Source organism: Bifidobacterium tsurumiense (assembly GCF_000741765.1).
Classification (GTDB): Bacteria; Actinomycetota; Actinomycetes; order Actinomycetales; family Bifidobacteriaceae; genus Bifidobacterium; species Bifidobacterium tsurumiense.
In genome coordinates this window covers 286,565-306,429 of the sequence record NZ_JGZU01000015.1, presented here as the reverse complement: position 1 = coordinate 306,429, position 19,865 = coordinate 286,565, and the positions used below count along the sequence as shown (strand labels likewise).

The following is a 19,865-nucleotide window of genomic DNA, read 5'->3' as shown; positions in this document are numbered from 1 at the left end:
TCCATGCGTATGGCTCTAGCATAGCGTATTATTGAGCGCAGTGCTGAACCGATTAAGATATACTCCGGTAAGGCCACTGTGACCGGTACGTCGATGTGCTTCGCACTGATGCGATGAGGAGGAACCCGATGTTTGACCAAGGACCACATGTCATTGCGCAACGAGATGGCGTGCAGATAATACTGAAAACCCCACAAGATGAAATGCCACAAGTGGTGTACTGGGGCAAGGAATTGCCGTTGGAAGGTGAGTCTGATGATATGCAGGCGCTTGATGCCATGACCTTACGTGACACCCCGCCCAGCCGACCCGATGCGGCGTGGCGTCCTTCGCTGCTGCCTCAAGGCGCAGAAGGCTGGTCTGGCAGACCCGGCGTGGAACTCTCTCGTGAGGATGCGCCGGTATTCGTGCGGTGGAATTCGGTACGCACAGAAGTGAATGGCGAGTCCAGCGCCGTGATGGTCGAGGCGGAGGACAGCGCCCATGCAGTAGGCCTGAGCCTGCGCATTGCCATTGAAGATGGTGGCTTGGTGACGGTGAAGCAGAGCATCCGCAATTTGCAGCATCAGGATGCCGATATGCCTGCACTTTCTGTGCACTGGCTTGATGCTGTTATGCCGGTTCCCAAGGGCGTGGACACGCTGACGCAATTCACCGGAAGGTGGCCTTTGGAAAAGCAACCCAGCATAGCGTCTCTTCCGGTGGGATCCATAACCAGAGACTGCCGCAAAGGAAAAACCGGTCACGAGTCTCCATGGATGTTCTTGTTGTCCCAAGGCAAACCTCAGTCCCAGAAGGGCGTTGTGTGGGGTTGCCATCTCGCATGGAGCGGTAACCAGACTTATCGCAGTGATGTGTTGCCTCAACATGAGCCGGTATTCGGCGCTGGCGAACTCTTGGGGCCTGGTGAGGTGCGGTTGCATGCGGGGGAGAGCTATGAAGCTCCTACGGTGTGCTTCTCATGGTCCGAGCATGGTCTCGATGGGCTTTCGGCCCGCTTCCACCAATGGTTGCGCTCGATGCCGATGCGCGCTCACTCATCTCGACCTTTCACATTGAACACATGGGAGGCCGTGTATTTCGATCATGATGAACTGACCTTGATGAGGTTGGCTGATCGAGCCGCAATGGTGGGCGTGGAACGTTTTGTGCTCGATGATGGATGGTTCCTCGGCCGCCGCGACGATACCAAGGGTTTGGGCGATTGGATTGTGGATCGTTCCGTATGGAAGAACGGCTTGAATGGTCTGGCTTCGCATGTGCATGATCTGGGTATGCAATTCGGCCTGTGGTTCGAGCCTGAAATGGTCAGTCTTGATTCCGAGGTCGGAAGGGCCCATCCGGAGTGGATCTTGGCTGCGCAAGATGCGGTGCCGGGCAGGAAAGATATCTCCTATCGCAATCAATATGTGCTTGATTTGGCCAATGAGAAAGCCTATGAGCATGTGCATTCGCAGATGGCCGCGCTTATTGACGAGCTCGGCATCGACTACATCAAGTGGGATCATAACCGCGAAGTCACGGAACCGGTTCATGACGGACGCTACGGTTTGCATGCGCAGACGCTGGCGTGTTATCGCCTCTTCAAAGAGCTGAAAACGCAATTCCCAAAGTTGGAGATCGAAAGCTGTGCTTCGGGCGGTGCTCGTACTGATGCCGGAATACTGGCATATGCCGACCGTGTGTGGGGTTCGGATTCCAATGATCCGCGGGATCGCATTGACATTCAGCGGTGGACTGAGCTGGTGGTTCCTCCTGAATTGATCGGCGCGCATATCGGGCCTTCCCCTGCGCATACCACCGGCAGGGCGGCGGCGCTGAGCTATCGTGCGGCTATTTCATTGATGGGATGCTCCGGTTTGGAGTGGAATATTCTGGAATGCGCGGATGGTGAGTTAGCCGCTGTCAAGTCGATTATCGGTGTATACAAGCGATATCGCGACCTATTGCATTCCGGAATCGTTGAGCATGCTGATTTTGCGGAGCCCGCATTGCGTGCACGAGGTGTTGTGGCACCTGACGGATCGCATGCCGTATGGACTGTGGCAAGTGTGGATGTGCTTCGCGATGCCATGCAGGAAAGTCTGCATATTCCCGGCCTTCGGGACGATGGGCAATATCGTATTCGCGTGGTTCGCGAGATTGGTGAAACCTCATGGGGCTGGGTCGTTCCGCAGTGGCTTTCGGCTGCCATGGAACCGGATGGGTTTGTGACTTCCGGATTGCTTTTGCGTGAGGTTGGTTTGCTGCTTCCGACATTGTGGCCTCTTCAAGCGGTGATGTTGGATATTGAAAGTATTCAATAGCATCCCATTGCTCTGGGTTGAGCCTATTGACGACGTAGTGAGCGACCAAGTGGCCCACAAAGGACACATGACACATCCATGAATTGCGACTGCCCTGCAGGGGTTGAATAAGCGTGCAGGGCTGTTGCAAATCGTCTCATGACGTTGTATAGTTACTACTTAAGCGGTTCAGTAAGTAATGAAGCTTGCATCAGGAAAGGACCTCATATGAACGGCAATCCGAATTCTCAGGGTGGTGAAGCCCGATATATAGCCATTGTTTCGGGAGTGTTCGCTCTGCTGGCGGCATGCGGTTTATGGCTGTTCCTTGCAGTTCCGGGAATAGTCGCGGAATCAGCCGGCATTGTGCTCATGATTCTTCCAGTGGTGGTGGCAGGAACCATGTATGCCACTACCACGCTGCAGTCCATGCGCGCCAGCGCTGAGCTCGCTCAGGAAAGCGAAGCGGAATCCGCGGTGGTGCGAAGCTGCCCTGCGACTTCTGCGGCTGTGCGGCCTGCTGGTCAAGCCATAGTTCACTAAATGCGTATGCAGAATGCGCGAGTAACGTTACATATGCTTAAGGAGGCATATCGTGGAAACAGAAGTCAACGATAGTCAGTACCAATTAGGCACTCCGGAAAATGCTGCATTCTTGAATGAGCAGCGAGATACCATGTTTGCATTCGGCAGGCAGTTCCCTTCGCCGCAGGGCGGATCGTATTGGCTGGGCGATGACGGCACGCCTTGGAAGGATCGTGAACGTGCCACATGGATCACATGCCGCATGACCCATGTGTATTCCTTGGCAGCCATGTCCGGATTCCAAGGAGCTGAGGAACTGGTTGATGCAGGTCTGCGCGGTTTGCGCGGCGAGCTGCATGATGATGCCAATGGCGGTTGGTATCCCTCGATTTCCGCGGATGGCGTCCCGGCTGCGGATAAGCAATGCTATGCCCACGCTTTTGTGCTGCTCGCTGCTTCCTCGGCCACTTTGCTGGGTCGCCCGGGCGCCAAGGATCTGCTGGAAGATGCTCAGCGCGTATTCCTGGATCATTTCTGGGATGATGAGGTTGGTCTGTCGGTGGATACGTGGAACACCGAATTCACCCAGTTGGATACCTATCGTGGACTGAACGCCAATATGCATTCGGTTGAGGCGTTCCTTGCCGTCGCGGATGTCACAGGCGATGAAAGCTGGAGAGCACGCGCAGGCCGAATCATCAAGCATGTCATCGCATGGGCCGAGGCTAATCAATGGCGTATTCCTGAGCATTTCACTCAGGATTGGCAAGCAGACCTTGAATACAATCAAGACAAACCGGATGATCAGTTCAAGCCATATGGTGCAACCCCCGGCCACGGCATTGAGTGGGCTCGTCTGATCACGCAGTATGCATTGAGTGCCGGTCTGGAAGATGCTGAGAAGCAACACCTGGTCGAGGTCGCCGAGCATCTGTTCTCCCGTGCCATGGAGGATGCTTGGAATGCGGATGGTGCCCCGGGCATCGTCTACACCACTGATTGGAAGGGCAAGCCGGTTGTGCATGATCGTATGCATTGGACCTTGGCCGAGGCTTTGAACACTTCTGCGGTGCTTGCTCGCGTAACCGGCAAAGAAGACTACAAGCGCTGGTTTGCCACGGTGCTGCAGTATGTGAATGAGTTCGTCATTGATCATGAGCGCGGTTCGTGGTTCCACCAGCTCAACCGCAATAACGAAGTCATCGACACGGTATGGCCAGGAAAGTCAGATCTCTATCACGCTGTGCAGTCGATGATGATTCCGCTGCATGATCCCTCGCTGTCCATCGCCGTGGCGACGCAGCGCAAAGCTGAGTAGTTGCGGATCGAGGCAGAAGCGTCGGTAACGAAGATACGGCAATGCGGAGTGCATATTCGATGAAATGCACTCCGCATTGCTATATGCCGATACCCTCCCAATTGCGCAGGGTATCGGCTCTGTTCAGCGTTTCGATTGCGTGAGCTGGTAGGCAACTAGCAGAATAACCAACCAGATCGGTCCGATAATCACGGCCACGACATAGCTGGGCGACAGGCACATCAATACGACGACTATTGCGAGGAAGCCTAAAACCAACCAGGGCATAATGCGTGGCAAGGGCAGGGGGAAATGCAGCTTCTTCAATGCTTCATCGCCATGCAATCCTGCAAGCTCCTTTGGTCCATCCCCTGCGGCTACCGCCTTGCGGAAATGCATTTCGGTGATCATGATTATCGACCAGTTAATGATGCCTGCGATGGTGGCGATGCTCATCAGGTAGTTGAAGGCGAATTGTGGCCAGAGGAATACGATAACCACGGCGACTGCGGTGATGGCTGCAGAGGTGAGCACGCCTGCCACAGGCACTCCTCTGCGACTGAGCTTGCCAAGATATGCCGGTGCATTGCCTTGGTGGGCCAAGGAATAGAGCATGCGGGAATTGGCATAGAGTCCGGAGTTGTACACGCTCATGACGGCCGTAAGACATACGAAATTAAGAATTCCTGCGGCGGCATGGATGCCGACGGAATCGAAGATCTGCACAAAAGGGCTGGCCGTTCCATCGATGGTATTCCATGGCATGACCGCCATGATGACGCCGAGCGCGGCGATATAGAACACCAAAATACGCCAGATAATGCCGTTGGTGGCCTTGGGGATTGTGCGGCGTGGATCGGCGGTTTCGCCTGCCGCGATGCCGATGAGTTCCGTCCCGCCGAAGCTGAACATGACAACGCATAGGGCCATCAGCAAGCCGGTCCATTGGCTTTGGTCCGTGCGGGTGAGCAGTCCGTGGGGCAGGAAGCCTCCATCGGCGGTGAACCAGTTGGCGAAGGATGCCGCCACTCCTGAAGCTGTGGGCAAATGCAGCAGGAGCACCACGATGCCACCGACGATCATGGCAACGACCGCGGCGATTTTAATGGTGGCAAACCAGAATTCAAATTCGCCGAATTGGCTTACTCCCAGCAGATTGGCCGCGGTGATCAGCACCAAGAAGAAGGCTGCGGATGCCCATTGCGGAATGGATGGGAACCAGTAGTTCACAAAGGATCCGACCACTGCCAATTCCACCATCGACACCAGAATGTAGTTGAACCAGTAATTCCAGCCTGACACGAATCCTGCGCGTTTTGACCAATATCGTGAGGCGTAATAACTGAAGGCTCCGGCCTTGGGGTCTTCTACGGACATCTCGCTCATGGCTCGCACAATCATGAAAATGGCCAAGCCGCCGATCAGATAGGCCAGAATGATGCTCGGGCCCGCCAGTCCGATGGATTCGCTGGAACCGTAAAACAGGCCCGTTCCAATGGCGCCGCCCAAAGCGATGAGTTGGATATGTCTGTTCTTGAGCGAACGATGCAGCGCTGGCTCTTCGCCTTTCTGCGTTGTCGTATTGCTGGGTGGTGTCGCGTCATTGGCGATGTCGGTCATTGGAAGTGCTCCCTCTCGCAGTCATGTCGTGCCCGCTGGACGATATGCCACACGACTGTGCAGTCGAAAGAGTGCATATGCCGACAGGTCAACGACAACCGTATTGTATGGCAGTCCCTGCCCCGGAAGGCACGGGAGTGCGATATCGAATTGCGCATGTTGATATCGCCATCGCCTTGAACGATCGGGATGCCGCAAGGCGCTCTTCTGGCATTCGACATTCGGCGATGGTGCGAAACATGCCCGCAGGCGCATATGTATGAACATGCGTATGCGCCTAAAACGCAATTGGTACACCGGTTTGCGTGTGTTTGCAGCATCATGAGGCACAATAGAAGAAGCACAGGTTTGTTCGTTGAACATGGAGGTGCACGATGGCGTATATCGAATTTGACCATGTGATCAAGGAGTATTCTTCTGGTTCCACTGCAGTGCGTGCATTGGACGAAGCCAGTTTCACGGCAGAAGAAGGTGAGCTCACCGTCATCCTGGGCGCTTCCGGAGCGGGCAAGACTACCGCTCTGAACATTCTTGGAGGAATGGATACTGCCACTTCGGGTCGAGTTGTGGTCGGGGATCGTGATATCACCGGTTTGAGCAAAAGGGAATTGGTGACGTATCGACGGAACGATATCGGTTTTGTGTTCCAGTTTTACAATCTGGTGCCCAATCTGACGGCATTGGAGAATGTGGAATTGGCCTCGCAGATTTGCGATGACCATTTCGATCCGGCCGAGACGCTTGGCAAGGTGGGGCTTGCCGAAAGACTGAATAACTTTCCGGCCCAACTTTCCGGTGGTGAGCAGCAGCGTGTGTCCATAGCCCGGGCGATTGCGAAGAAACCCAAATTATTGCTGTGCGACGAACCTACCGGAGCCCTGGATTACCGCACAGGCAAGGATGTGCTTCAGCTCTTGCAGGATATCTGCCGTGACGAAGGCATGACGGTCATGATTATTACGCATAATTCCGCGCTCGCTCCCATGGCGCATAAGGTCATCCGTTTTCGTTCGGGCAAGGTCATTGCCCAGGATGTGAATCCAGCGCCGACGCCTATTGCGGATATTGAATGGTAGGGCGGTGATGAATCGTGAAACATGCCGTGAAACATTCTGCGCGTTATGTGAAACAATACGTGAAACAACAAAAGGCATTGGCTGCCAAGCAATCGGGAGACTCTGGAAATAAGCGCGGCAATGTGGTGCGGCGCAGGTCCAGTATGTCCGGAGCGTTGGTAAAAGATATGCTGCGCATGTGGGTGCGCAATTGGAAACGCTTCCTGTCCATCACCTTCATCACCACATTGGGAGTTGCCATATTGGTCGGCATCCATGCCGGCTGCCTCGATATGTTCGCAGCTACGAATCGCTTCTACAATGCGCAAGGGCTGTACGACATCCAAGCCATGTCCACACTCGGCATGACCGATGATGACATCTCGGCATTGAAGGGAGTGCAAGGGGTCGAAGATGTGCAGGCCGAACGTTCGGCAACGATCTATGCCACAATCGACGGCACGCAAAAAACCGTTACGATGAGCGAAATCGGTACCAATGGCATGAATCGGCCATACCTTCTTGACGGCACCATGCCCAAGAGCTCGGGGCAGATCGCGGTAACCCGAAAATTCATCAAGGACAGTGGCTGAAAATCGGCGATACGCTGACGGTAAGCACCTCCTCCGAAAGCAGTGACGACTCTTCGACTCAAAGCAACGGAGATTCCAGCACTGAAGATTCCAATACTGCGAGTTCCGACACTGCCGATACTGAAGACGCCGACGACGCCGATGGCACTGAAGACGAGATCACTTTCCCGACGAGTCTCACCATAACCGCGGTTGTGCTTGATCCCGAGGATCTTTCCAATCCAGATGGCTATGAGTCTGCAGAATTCCGTTCCACTTCGACGGTTGACTACACATTCTTCGCTCCTTCGGATGGCGTGAGCGGTGATGTGTACAGCGCGATATCGATGCGAGTCAACGGAGCCGCCGATTTGGATACCTTCACGTCAAGCTACGACCAGGCGGTGAGCACGGTGATCGACCGCATCGAGGAATCGGTGCAAACGAAACGACAGGATGCAAGGCGGCAACAACTGATCGATGAGGCCAACCAGAAAATAGCCGATGCGCGTGCTGAAGCCGATGACCAATTCGCCCAAGCCCAGGCGCAGATTGATGAAAATCAGGCAAGTCTGAACCAGCAGCTTGCGGCCATGGGCGCCACCACTGAGCAGATGCAGCAGACAGTCATTGTGTCCAATGCGCAATTGCAGCAGGCGCAGGCGCAAATCGACAGTGCTCAGCAGGAATTGAATCAGCGCAAGGCCGATGCGGACGCAGAATTCGAGAAGCAGAGCAGCGAGGTGGAATCGAATATCCCCAAGTCGCAGTGGTACATCAACACCCGCGCCTCGGTGGGAAGCTTCTCCAATATCAAATCGGATATTAGTTCCATCGATTCGCTCGGCATAGCCTTCCCTGTGGTATTCCTGTTGGTCGCGGTGCTGATGACGCTGACCGCAATGACTCGCATGGTTGAAGAAGATCGCGGGTTGATCGGAACCTATATGGGATTGGGATATGGGCATGTGTCCGTCAGTATGAGGTATGTGCTCTTCGCCCTGCTCGCCTGCCTTATTGGCGGAGGTCTGGGTGATCTGGTCGGCTTCCTGGGAATCCCGGCTTTCCTGCTGAAGATTCTTGAAGGGCTGTATATCGTGCCCGGAGTCAGTCTGGAATATGACTGGCTCTACGGCAGCGCAGGCGTATTGCTTTTCGTTGTTGGCGTGCTGATAGTGACCATAATCGCCAGCCGCAGCGAAATGCGGCATATGCCCGCAGTGCTGATGCGGCCGAAGGCCCCCAAGGCCGGCGCTCGCGTGCCTTTGGAACTTATTCCAGCGCTATGGCGCAGAATGAAGTTCCTGAACAAGGTTATGGTGCGCAATATCTTCCGCTTCAAAGGTCGGTTGATCATGACCATCGGTGGTGTGGCAGGGTGCACAGCGCTGATCGTGTGTGGTCTGGCGTTGAATGACACCGTTGCCACTTTGGGATCGCGGCAGTATGGCGGTGTGTATCAATATGACATGATGTCCATCGCCGCTGATGGTGATATGGCGAGTATGCGGCAACGGCTGAAGGACGATGGACGAACCACAGCGACCATGTTGGCTCGCGTTGAGAACGGAGAATTGGTAACTGGCGGCGACGAATCCGAAAAGGTGCAATTGGTGACGGTTGCCGATGCTTCGCAATTGCCGGAGATGGTGTCGTTGAGCAATGCGGACGGTGGCGGCAGCATTGCCTTGAATGATGACGGCATTATCGTCTCCAAGAGCGCCGCCGCCTCCTTGGGTGTCAAGAGCGGTGAAACCGTCACGATGGCCAATGGCGAGCGCATGCGCGGCGAGGTGACAGTGACCGCACTGAATCGCAATCTCATCGGCACCGATGTGTATATGACTGCTGCGTGCTACGACAAGCTATTTGACTCGTCGAATGACACCGGTTCCACGGATGCTACGGATTCCTCCGATTCCACGGACTCGGCGTCCGAAGCGGCCAAGGATGTGAATGTCAATACCGTGGATGGCGTGGAGATGAATGCGGTGTATGCCAAGCTATCCGGCTCTGACGATTCCCAGATTGAATATGTGGACCAGTTGAAGGATGACACCAAGGTGCTTACTGCGATGAGCACGAAGGAGATGCGGCAGACCTTTAAATTCGATTTGATGATTGCCGTGGTCGCGCTTATTGTCGCATTCGCAGGAGGCTTGGCTTTGGTGGTGCTCTTCGTGCTTGCCAATACCAATGTTTCTGAGCGCGTGAGGGAAATCGCCACGCTGAAGGTGTTGGGATTCTACGACCGCGAGGTGCACGCATATGTCGACAAGGAGACCATACTCCTGACTGCTGCCGGAGTCGTTGTCGGCTTGGCCGCTGGGGCGCTTGGTAGCCAGTTTGCTGACGAATGCGTTGAATTTGCCTGGATTGTATTTCGAGATAGAAATTCAACCGTGGAGCTATGCCATCGCGGCTGCCGTCACCTTGGCATTCGCATTGCTGGTGCAGCTTATGACCAATCCTGTGCTGGATCGGGTCGATCCGGTGAGCTCCTTGAAGAGCGTGGAATAAGTGGAGCCCTTGGAGTGCAAGGCTTGCCGGCAGTGGTGAATGTCGAAACAATGGCCGCGGCAGGTGTCCGGTTATCTCGGTAGTCGGTCTGGGTATGCGAATGAGACTCAGGAGAATCGCTTCTGCAATATTGCGGGGCGCCCGTCGGCTTCTGCGGCCGTTATTGCCGGATGCCCTGGTTCTTCACGCACAGGCTCTCGTATATTCGTGCCTCATATACTGAGTGTGAATTCGTCGGGTTCGATGAGTTGCGGCCCATCGCCTCTGAGTTTGGCAACGGTATGTGAGCTGAGTTGATCGGAAAGTTGCGCCCCTTTCGCGCTCGCTTCGTCCATAAGAGGTCGTGCTTCGGAAGCGGGGTCGAGCCACGGGTCGACGAGATCGTTGCCTATGAGCACCGGCATGCGATTATGAACCTCGGCGGCTCCTCCTGTGGCTTGGCGCGTGAGAATGGTGCAGGTGAGCAGCCAAGGCGACTGCTTGTTTGGGCGCCACCAGTTATACAGCCCTGCAAGAAACAGAATCGGCCGTTCTGCGTCGTGAAAATAGTGGGGAGTCTTGTGCTGATCCCATTCGTAATAGCCTGTGGCGGGAATTATGGCTCGATGTGAATGCGCGGCTTCGCTGAAAGTGCGCTTGTTCAGCGCGGTTTCGATACGCGCATTATGCGTGGGATAGGCGAGTTTCTTCGAGTCTGCCCATGGGGGAATGAAGCTCCAATATGCGGGCGCAATATGGCGGGTGCCGCGATCATCCTGTGCAGCTATGGCGATGGTTTGGGTCGGAGCGATATTCCATGAGGGTGCCGGTAATCCTGATTCGAGTTCGGCATCAAGGTCCAGCGCAAGCTGGCTGAAGTCAATGGCTACCGTGAATCTTCCGCACATACTCATCTCCGTCCGTGTCGCTGTTGCCAAGTGTATTCGCGATGCATTGAATCCGCTTATGGCATGGTTCGCAGGTCTCGAAGGCTGCGGTCGGCGTGTCCCTTGGGGGCGAACTGAATCCAGTGGTTGTGAGAGCGGAGCCGGTGCTCATGCCCGCCGCTGTCTCGGCCGGGCGTCACAATAATCGAACATATGTTCGACTGTGTTGGAGGTAGGCATGGTCCCTGATGTGCTAATAGGGCATATGTGGAGGCATCGGCTGGTCCGGGATACGCGGGTGTGGCCGTGCAGATGCCGAAACCGGAGCTGATTGGAGGGCTCGGCGTGAGCGACTGTCATCTCGTGCGACAACGAGGTGGGATGAGCTGGCAGTGGCTTATGCGCGGTAACGGTAGCCTATGACTGCTGACTTCTCTGATCAGATATGCCCGGAGCAATTGGAATTGATGGGGTGTGGGTCTGTTGGGCAATCGGTATTAATGGAATCCCTCTGTGACCAATTGAGGTAATTTGGCTTGATGCGGCGCATTATTAATGAATGACAGATATCGATTTCGGCACTGGATGAGGATGTTGGTGAAGGCGTGGATAAGGGCCTGATGCGACGGCGAAATATTGCAAGAATTATGTATGCTCCCGCTTTCCATCGGACTCGATTCGCGGCGAAGAGTATAGTCTAGTCCACTATGACTGACGGAAGCGGAGATCGAGTGCATAATACCGGCGTACCAAATGGGACGGCGAATGGGGGTGAAGAACTGCGTTCCGTGGAGACCCTGGATCAGGATAACCAGATGGAGCGTGGACTGAGCAAGCGCCATGTGCAGTTCATCGCCATAGGCGGCACAATCGGCACCGGCCTGTTTCTCGGATCCGGAAAGTCAGTAAGCTTGACAGGTCCGAGCATCGTGCTGGTGTATATCGCAGTGGGCATTGTGATGTTCCTGCTGATGCGTGCCATAGGCGAGCTGATGTATCGCGATCCGAGTCAGCACACCTTCATCAACTTCATTACGCGATATCTCGGTAATGGGTGGGGGCGATTTGCCGGATGGTCATATTGGATTGTGCTGGTGCTTATCGGCATGACCGAAATCACTGCGGTGAGCACGTATTTCGTCACCTTCTTCCACACTTTCGGCATAGATCTCAGCGCTTGGAAATGGTTGATAGAACTGGGATTCCTGACGGTGCTTGCCGGGGTGAATCTCATTGCGGTCAAGGCGTTCGGCGAGGTTGAGTTCTGGTTTTCGATGATTAAGATCACGCTGATTGTGGCGATGATCGTGACCGCAGTCGTGATGGTTGTGGTGAATTATCATTACCCCGCAGTCCAGATCCACGGTTCCGATGTGGTCAGTCCTGCCGGACATGCTGGATTAGATAATCTGTTTGCGAACTTCTCCTTGGCGCCCAATGGCTGGATGGCGTTTCTCATGAGCTTCCAGATGGTGTTCTTCGCCTACGAGATGATCGAATTCGTTGGCGTCACCGTTTCTGAAACCCAAAATCCTCGTAAAGTGCTGCCCAAGGCAATTAACGAAATCATCATGCGCGTGCTGATTTTCTATGTTGGCGCACTCATCGCCATTATGCTGATCGTTCCCTGGCGCAGCTTCGTGCCGAATGCGGACGGTTCCTTCGCATCGCCGTTCATCATGGTCTTCCAATATGCAGGACTGAATTGGGCATCTGCCTCGTGTTTTTTTGTGGTGATTACCGCGGCATCCTCGGCATTGAATTCCCTGCTGTATTCCGCAGGTCGTCATTTGTATCAATTGGCCCAGGAATCGCAATCGCCTACGTTGCAGCGCATAGGAGTGGTTTCGAATCGCAAGGTTCCTGCGCGTGCCATTATGATTTCCGCTGCGGTTATTCTGCTGTCGCCGCTGATCAACGCTTTGCCGCAGGTTTCCGGCGCCTTTGTGCTCTTCTCCTCGGCTTCCTCCGCGGTGATCATCTTCATTTACATCCTGACCATGCTGGCTCATCGCAGGTATCGTCGATCGGGGGACTTCCTTGATGACGGGTTCATTATGCCGGCATACAAGGTGACCAATACGATCACCATTGCCTTCTTCGCCTTCATTTACATAACCCTGTTCCTGGCATCTGATACCCGAGGTCCTGCAATTGCCGGACTGTTGTGGCTTGTGATATTCGGAGGCTATTGCGTGCTGCATGATCGTTATCAGAATCGCGATCTGAAAGAGGCCTTGCGTTCGCATTCGTGATCTGCTGATTGCGCGGTGTATTCGGTGCAGACTCGTCTGGCTGCGGTATGCGGCGATTGTCTTTCGCGATACCATAGAAGAGCAAGGAAACGCTGCATCGATTGGTGATGCTGCGGCATAAGGAGCTATCACGCCAAGAATGGCGGGGCATGCTCTGTCTGACTGGAATATGTTGAATTCGCTGGCGGGATGTGTGCTGTTGTGTCAGACATGCGTGACGTGAGAGGATCGCGATATGACTGAAAATGCCGTTGATGCCAAGTTGATTGAGGAATATATCGCTGAACAGCCTGAAGAAAGGCAGGCGATATTGCGCAAGGTGCATGAAACCATTGATGCTGCAATAGGGCAATACACCGCCACTATGGCATATGGCATGCCAACCTATCGAGGTCGACGCAATATCATTCATTTTGCGTCGCAGAAACATCATTTGGGCATATATCCGGGTTCGCAGGCAATCGTGCAGTTCGCTGAAGAATTGAAACCATACAAGACTTCCAAAGGCGCTATTCAATTTCCTTTTGATAAGCCAATCCCGTATGAACTCATAGGCGCATTGCAAAGTGGGGATACGGGCAACAAAGCTGAAGAGTGCTGCGGGCGGCTGCATTCCTGTTGCCTTCTTCCGGGTCTTTTCAGGGCTACGCTGGGCGGCGCGGACGGAAGCGTGATCGGCGTATGCAGCTCGTCGTCGGCATGGGTTTTTCCTGCAGCCTGCCGAGATATGGCCGAACGTGTCTATATATGTGCTCATTGCACCCTTTCGCCCAGAAATGTGAAACATATCACTGTGTGCATAATTAGCATAGTAAATAGTTGATAGTGTTAAATATTTATGTTATAAATACTGAAGCTCGAGTGTATGCATGGAATTGCATGCAGAAAAGTTTAGTGAATAAGGAGTGCGTATGTCGTATGAAGATAAGGCATTCGAGCGCCTGCATGCCATCATGATGGACAGTCGCTCCGTTATGAGTAATCGAATGGAATACCCGCATCGGGGTGTACCAATCGTATTGCATTGGCTGGTAAAAGAGGGCGAGAGCACGCCCAGCGAATTAGCCAAGGAAACCCATAACACTCTCGGCAGAATCTCGGCAATACTGTCTGCCATGGAGAAAAAGGGCTGGATTACTCGCGATGTAGATCCGGACAATAGGAGACGCATCATAGTGCGTGTCACTAAAGAAGGCGAGGACCAGCACTGGCGCAAAAGCAAGGAACACAAGGAGAGCATGCGTTGGATCTTCGAACAGATGGGAGAAGAGTCAACGGAGGAATTCCTGACCTTGATGGAACGCTTCGTCATATACATGTCATTGCGCGGGCCAGGTGATCCTGCGCCGGATGAACAGACCATCGCCAAAGCCTTTGCCGCGAGAAATCTGCCCTATCCACCCGAAAAGAAATAACGTTGCGCTGGATAAGCGAACCAACTCTTAACAATCGTATTTCCTAAAGGACATAAGTATTCGCTTTCTCTTTACAGTACTTTCTCTCACGAAAGGACAATCATGATCAAGATCAGTCGATACCTCTCGAAATTCGAGTGGTTCGAGCTCTTCATCGGTTTGTTGCTCATTGTGGCCGATGTGTTTTTGGAGCTGAAACTGCCCGATTACATGGCTGATATCACCACTTTGGTGGAAACGCCAGGCAGTTCCATGAGCGATATTTGGATTGCCGGCGGGAAGATGTTGGGCGTTTCGCTGCTTGCGATGGCGCTCACCGTTGCCACCGGATTCATAACTGCCCGCGTGGCGGCATCCTTCACCCAGCGCCTGCGCAGCGAACAGTTCAAGAAGGTGGAATCCTTCGGCTTGGCTGAATTGAACAAATTCTCCACGGCAAGCCTTATCACGCGGTCCACCAATGATGTGACCCAGATTCAGATGTTCATAACCATGGGCCTGCTCATGCTTGCCAAGGCTCCGATTATGGCAATCTGGGCCATCACGAAGATCGCAGGCAAGGGGTTTGAATGGACTGTGGCCACTAGCATTGCAGTGGTCGTTCTTATCGTGGCCATCGCGCTCATCATGATGATGGTGCTTCCAAAGTTCCGTAGCATGCAGACCTTGACCGATAACATCAATCGTGTGGCTCGTGAGAACCTCACCGGTTTGCGCGTGGTTCGTGCCTACAACGCCGAGGATTATCAACAGAACAAATTCGATAAGGCCAATAATGATTTGACCAGTACCCAGCTGTTCACCAATCGCGCCATGTCGGTCATGATGCCTTTGATGAGCACCATTATGAACGGTTTGATGCTTGCAGTGTATTGGATCGGCGCATATCTTATCGAGGCTGCAACGCTTACCGATAAGCTCACGCTATTCTCCAATATGGTCGTGTTCTCCAGCTATGCGGTGCAGGTCATTATGGGCTTCCTGCTGATGAGCATGGTATTCGTACTGTGGCCGCGCGCTGACGTTTCCGCCAAGCGTATTCTCGAGGTGCTGGAAACCGAGATCAGCATTACTGATGGCGCTCGTGAAGAAGGCGCAGCCGGTGCGGATGGCAAGCCGATCCGCGGTGAAGTGGAATTCCGTGATGTCAGCTTTGCCTATCCCGACTCGGTTGAACCGATTCTGGAACATATCAATTTCAAGGCGGAACGCGGTCAGACCGTGGCTTTCATCGGTTCGACGGGCAGCGGCAAGACATCGCTTATTAATCTGGTGCCTCGTTTCTATGACGTGAGTGGTGGCCAGGTGCTGGTCGACGGCGTGGATGTGCGAGAATACACGGCTAAAGCACTGCGCGACAAGATCGGTTACGTGCCGCAGCGCTCTGTGATGTTCAAAGGAACCGTCGCTACCAATGTCGCATTTGGGGTGGGCGATAATGCGTCGGGAGATGTCAGCGAATCGGTTGGCGACAATAACGTCCCCGTTTTGGATGCCCAGCAGCGTGAACGTGTGCATACCGCGGTTCAGGTCGCGCAGGCAGAGGAATTCGTCAACAAAATGGATGGCGGCATTGACGCGAATATTGCCCAATCCGGATCCAATGTGTCCGGAGGCCAAAAGCAGCGCCTGTCCATTGCGCGCGCAGTATGGCGCAAACCTGAGATCCTGATATTCGATGATTCCTTCTCGGCGCTTGATTTCCGCACGGATCGCGATGTGCGCGAGGCGCTTGCAAAGGAAGCGGTCGGTTCCACCAAGCTTATCGTGGCTCAGCGCATCGGCACCATTATGGACGCCGACCGCATTGTGGTTATGGATGAAGGTCGCGTAGTCGGCCAAGGAACACATAAGGAACTATTGGAAACCTGCCCGGTATACCGCGAGATTGCGGAGAGCCAGTTGAGTGAGCAGGAACTGGCCGGCTGATTCGGCCGCAGTCGAATTCGTGGAAAGGAAGAAACATGTCACAAGCAACGGGACATGGCGCCACTAAGCGCACGACATCTTCGGGTGGAGGCATGCATGGTCCAGGCATGTCCGCCGCGGTTGAAAAGCCGGATAATTTCAACGAGATTATGGGCAAGCTGGTTGCCTATTGCAAACGATACGCTCCAGCGATGATCGTCGCGCTGATTCTGGGCGCTTTGAGTACTGTTTTCCAGGTGGTTGGCCCTGATCAGCTGAAAAATATGACCAACGAAATCACCAAAGGTCTGCCTGCCATGGTGCAGGGCAAACCGGTGCTGGGAAGCATCGATTTGGACGCCGTGACCCGCATAGGCTTGATTTTGGTGGCCTTGTATGTGGGATATGCCCTGTTCTCCTATGTGCAGAGCTGGATTATGGCGACCATAACCCAGCGAGTTGCCCAGCGTCTAAGGGATGATATTTCAAAGAAAATCAACCGACTTCCTTTGAAGTATTTTGACAAGGTCAGCTATGGCGATGTGCTCAGCCGAATCACCAACGATGTGGATGCCATTGGCCAGACCTTGGGGCAGAGCCTGGGATCTCTGGTGACTTCAGTGACCTTGTTGGTGGGTTCTTTGGTGATGATGTTCTATAACAATGTCATCATGACCCTGACGGCTTTGGGAATCAGCTTCGTGGGCATGGTGCTCATGATGGTGATTATGAAGCTCTCGCAGAGATACTTCGTGCAGCAGCAGCTGGCCTTGGGGCAGACCAATGGCCATGTTGAGGAAATGTATTCCGGTCATATGATCGTGAAGGCATATTCCGGTGAACAGGAATCCATCGAGCAATTCGAAAAGTACAACACCTCGTTGTATGAGTCCGGGTGGAAATCGCAGTTCCTGTCGGGTCTGATGATGCCATTGATGAATTTCATCGGCAACTTGGGCTATGTGGGTGTGTGCGTGGTCGGTGCCGCATTGGCCATGAACGGCAGCATCGAGTTCGGCGTCATCGTCGCTTTCATGATGTACATCCGCCTGTTCACCCAGCCGCTTTCGCAGTTTGCCCAGGCATTCCAGAATCTGCAGCGTTGCGCAGCCGCTTCGGAACGCGTCTTTGGATTCCTTGAAGAGGATGAGATGAGCGCTGATGCAGAGGGCGCCTTTGCCAGCAAGCGTATGGAAATCGCCCGCAGGAGCAATTCCGCAGAGGTTGAAGCATATGCCAAGCTGGGCGATCGCGCTCGAGGAGATGTGGAATTCAACCATGTGAAATTCGGATATACGCCGGAGAAAATGGTTATCAAGGATTTCAGCGCGCAGATCAAGGCCGGACAGAAGATCGCTATCGTCGGTCCGACCGGCGCAGGCAAGACCACTATGGTGAATCTGTTGATGCGATTCTACGATCTCAACGGCGGTGAGATCTCCATTGATGGTGTGCCGACCACGAGCATCCCTCGCTCAGAAGTGCATCGCCAGTTCTCCATGGTGTTGCAGGACACATGGGTGTTTGACGGCAGCATTCGCGAAAATATCGTGTATGCAACGCCCAATGTCTCCGATGAACAGGTATGTGAGGCGTGCCGTTCGGTGGGGCTGAGCAAGTTCATCGAATCCTTGCCGGAAGGCTACGATACGAAGCTTGACGACAAGTCTTCGCTTTCGGCCGGGCAGAAGCAGCTGCTCACCATTGCGCGTGCCATGATTCAGGACGCTCCGATCCTGATTCTCGATGAGGCAACCTCTTCGGTGGATACGCGAACCGAGGAATTGATCCAACAAGCCATGGATCAGTTGACGGTCGGTCGCACCAGCTTCGTGATTGCTCATCGTCTGTCCACCATCAAGAACGCCGATATGATTCTGGTGATGAATGAGGGTGACATCATCGAGCGCGGCACCCATGAGGAACTGCTTGCAGCAAACGGATTCTACGCCGATTTGTACAACAGCCAGTTCTCCACGCTGGTGGCCTGAGCGATTGAGTGGGCAGGCATATGTTGTTCCGGGCGGCAATGGTGAGATGAATCTCGGGAATCTTGCATAAGCGTAAGAGATGCCATGTCCGTTATGCGCAGTACTGAATTGCCTCCTATTCCTTCTGCTGAGGGAATGGGAGGCAGTCTGATATTCGGCTACATGGTATCGCTGGTGTTTTCGCTGGCTTGTTGGCCGTCATTCAAAAAGAATGTGCCGGGGAATCCGTTGAATATGGTGGCATGCCGCTGCGAATCCAAGGTTGCTCCCGAACAGTGGCTGCTCAGCATGATGTGCTTGCCATATCCGAGGAATAAGGCGGTCGCGAGGCCATCGGCCAAGGCAGTCGGGTAGCAAAGCAGTTTGGGATTGAGACTGCGATTGGTTTCGGATTCGGTATTGATGCCGGCTTGTGGGTCGAATATATGAGGGGCAAGAGCCCAAGACGCTGCGGTATCGGTTACGGGCATACCGTCCAAGGCGTTGATGAGGTGGTGCAGGGGCAGGGGGGCGTTGTCGGCCCAATGGCGTCTGCTGGGGGAGGAAGCGCATAGGGATCCGTTCTTCATGCGGATGATTCCGATGGCGTTATCGGCATTGCTGGGATCCTCTAGCGCTATGGTGACGGGCTCAATGGTGTGAATGTTCACATCGCCTCCGGCATCCACAATCCATTGCGTAATAGGGGGTTGATGCGTGTTCGGGGTTGTGCTCTCCGTGGTTGGGGACGCATGTTCGCCATTCCAAGTCTGCAATGCTTCTGCAATGAGATCAACCAGGTACCCTTTGCCGAAAGCGCCGAAGTCAAGGTGAACCGGCTGTTTGGTGATGAGCGTGCTGTGCTGGCGTTGTATGTCGTTGCGCCATGTTGGTCGACCATGCAATGTGCCGAGGTGCTGCGGGGCATCCGCGTCCATATGGAAACTGAGATCAGGGCCATAGCCGAGTCGGATGAGGTCTTCTCCGGCGCAGGGGTCAATGGCTCCTTTGCTTTCGGTCACTAAGGCGTCGGCGAGATCGAATAATCCGGTCGTCCAATCAGGAAATGCGAATGTGCCGCCTTGCGGTGCCTCTGCCATGCGGGCAACAATGGAATCGCTGCGAAAGCGGGACAATGCGCTTTCCATATCATCTATGAGTGATTCCAGATGCTCTCGAAGCTCAGGCATAATTGACTGATCCGTGCGCAGGATGATTCCGGTGCCCACCGCGTGTGGGAATGCGGTGACGAAAGGCAATTGCTTCGTGAGCTCGCTCATGGTTTTCATCGTAGTGTCAGGGCGTCATCATGATGATTCGCAGTGTGAGATAGGCAGGCTGAACAAACGTGTTGTTTTGTTCGTATGAGAAGAGTTTTCGCTGAAATAACGCACTCTTATACACCAAAAATTCCTGATAATCAAGACTGTTTTTTGTGGATTTGCTCTCTTACACTAAGCCTTGGTGCTTCGCGAAGTCGAGCCTGAAGGTGGCGGTTGTCGTCTTGCGTGGCTGGACGAGGTTTGAGGGCACCAATACACAAGGTTCGAGTGTGGTGCAGCATGCCCGTAGATAAC

14 protein-coding genes and 1 pseudogene are annotated in these 19,865 nt (G+C 54.0%); 12 read left to right on the top strand and 3 right to left on the bottom strand.

Annotated features, from left to right (window positions below; translation table 11 throughout):
• The first annotated feature begins 128 nt into the window (after nucleotides 1-128).
• The 3 genes from BITS_RS07140 (at nucleotide 129) to BITS_RS07130 (ending at nucleotide 4,128) form a co-directional block, all read left to right on the top strand.
• Nucleotides 129-2,306, top strand: coding sequence for an alpha-galactosidase (locus tag BITS_RS07140; RefSeq protein ID WP_026641703.1), 2,178 nt, complete (start codon nucleotides 129-131; stop codon nucleotides 2,304-2,306).
• 207 nt (nucleotides 2,307-2,513) lie between these two features.
• Nucleotides 2,514-2,828 carry a hypothetical protein gene (locus tag BITS_RS07135; protein WP_026641702.1) on the top strand — a complete coding sequence of 105 codons (315 nt, stop codon included), beginning with the start codon at nucleotides 2,514-2,516 and terminating at the stop codon, nucleotides 2,826-2,828.
• A 52-nt stretch (nucleotides 2,829-2,880) separates the two neighbouring features.
• Complete coding sequence (locus BITS_RS07130) at nucleotides 2,881-4,128, top strand: AGE family epimerase/isomerase (RefSeq protein WP_034533485.1); 1,248 nt, start codon at nucleotides 2,881-2,883, stop codon at nucleotides 4,126-4,128.
• A gap of 123 nt (nucleotides 4,129-4,251) precedes the next feature.
• Here BITS_RS07130 and BITS_RS07125 read toward each other — a convergent pair whose 3' ends face one another.
• Complete coding sequence (locus BITS_RS07125; RefSeq protein WP_026641700.1) at nucleotides 4,252-5,727, bottom strand: amino acid permease; 1,476 nt, start codon at nucleotides 5,725-5,727, stop codon at nucleotides 4,252-4,254.
• Nucleotides 5,728-6,101: 374 nt separating this feature from the next.
• Between BITS_RS07125 and BITS_RS07120 the strand changes: the two genes are divergently transcribed.
• The 3 genes and pseudogenes from BITS_RS07120 to BITS_RS07115 form a co-directional block, all read left to right on the top strand.
• Nucleotides 6,102-6,803, top strand: a complete 702-nt coding sequence (locus BITS_RS07120; RefSeq protein ID WP_026641698.1) for an ABC transporter ATP-binding protein — start codon at nucleotides 6,102-6,104, stop codon at nucleotides 6,801-6,803.
• Nucleotides 6,804-6,862: 59 nt separating this feature from the next.
• Complete coding sequence (locus tag BITS_RS09760; protein WP_420795465.1) at nucleotides 6,863-7,375, top strand: hypothetical protein; 513 nt, start codon at nucleotides 6,863-6,865, stop codon at nucleotides 7,373-7,375.
• A gap of 782 nt (nucleotides 7,376-8,157) precedes the next feature.
• Nucleotides 8,158-9,874, top strand: a pseudogene (locus BITS_RS07115) (ABC transporter permease); the annotation flags it as partial.
• A 212-nt stretch (nucleotides 9,875-10,086) separates the two neighbouring features.
• On the opposite strand, the gene BITS_RS07110 reads toward BITS_RS07115, so the two are convergent.
• On the bottom strand, nucleotides 10,087-10,767 hold the full coding sequence (locus BITS_RS07110; protein ID WP_051264306.1) for an SOS response-associated peptidase: 681 nt from the start codon (nucleotides 10,765-10,767) through the stop codon (nucleotides 10,087-10,089).
• 236 nt (nucleotides 10,768-11,003) lie between these two features.
• Between BITS_RS07110 and BITS_RS09755 the strand changes: the two genes are divergently transcribed.
• From BITS_RS09755 to BITS_RS07085, 6 genes are all read left to right on the top strand, one after another.
• Nucleotides 11,004-11,150, top strand: a complete 147-nt coding sequence (locus BITS_RS09755; protein WP_081693490.1) for a DUF4113 domain-containing protein — start codon at nucleotides 11,004-11,006, stop codon at nucleotides 11,148-11,150.
• Nucleotides 11,151-11,447: 297 nt separating this feature from the next.
• Nucleotides 11,448-12,995 (top strand): amino acid permease, encoded by a 1,548-nt coding sequence (locus BITS_RS07105; protein WP_044259652.1) that lies wholly within the window; start codon nucleotides 11,448-11,450, stop codon nucleotides 12,993-12,995.
• Nucleotides 12,996-13,230: 235 nt separating this feature from the next.
• Nucleotides 13,231-13,818, top strand: a complete 588-nt coding sequence (locus BITS_RS08985; protein ID WP_081890990.1) for an iron chaperone — start codon at nucleotides 13,231-13,233, stop codon at nucleotides 13,816-13,818.
• An 88-nt stretch (nucleotides 13,819-13,906) separates the two neighbouring features.
• Nucleotides 13,907-14,410, top strand: coding sequence for a MarR family winged helix-turn-helix transcriptional regulator (locus BITS_RS07095; RefSeq protein ID WP_026641693.1), 504 nt, complete (start codon nucleotides 13,907-13,909; stop codon nucleotides 14,408-14,410).
• Nucleotides 14,411-14,512: 102 nt separating this feature from the next.
• Nucleotides 14,513-16,339, top strand: coding sequence for an ABC transporter ATP-binding protein (locus BITS_RS07090; RefSeq protein WP_026641692.1), 1,827 nt, complete (start codon nucleotides 14,513-14,515; stop codon nucleotides 16,337-16,339).
• 92 nt (nucleotides 16,340-16,431) lie between these two features.
• The gene (locus BITS_RS07085; protein ID WP_026641691.1) at nucleotides 16,432-18,309 is read left to right on the top strand and encodes an ABC transporter ATP-binding protein; all 1,878 of its coding nucleotides are present in this window, start codon (nucleotides 16,432-16,434) and stop codon (nucleotides 18,307-18,309) included.
• 158 nt (nucleotides 18,310-18,467) lie between these two features.
• On the opposite strand, the gene BITS_RS07080 is transcribed toward BITS_RS07085, so the two are convergent.
• Nucleotides 18,468-19,568 carry an FAD:protein FMN transferase gene (locus BITS_RS07080; protein WP_044259650.1) on the bottom strand — a complete coding sequence of 367 codons (1,101 nt, stop codon included), beginning with the start codon at nucleotides 19,566-19,568 and terminating at the stop codon, nucleotides 18,468-18,470.
• Nucleotides 19,569-19,865: the final 297 nt, after the last annotated feature.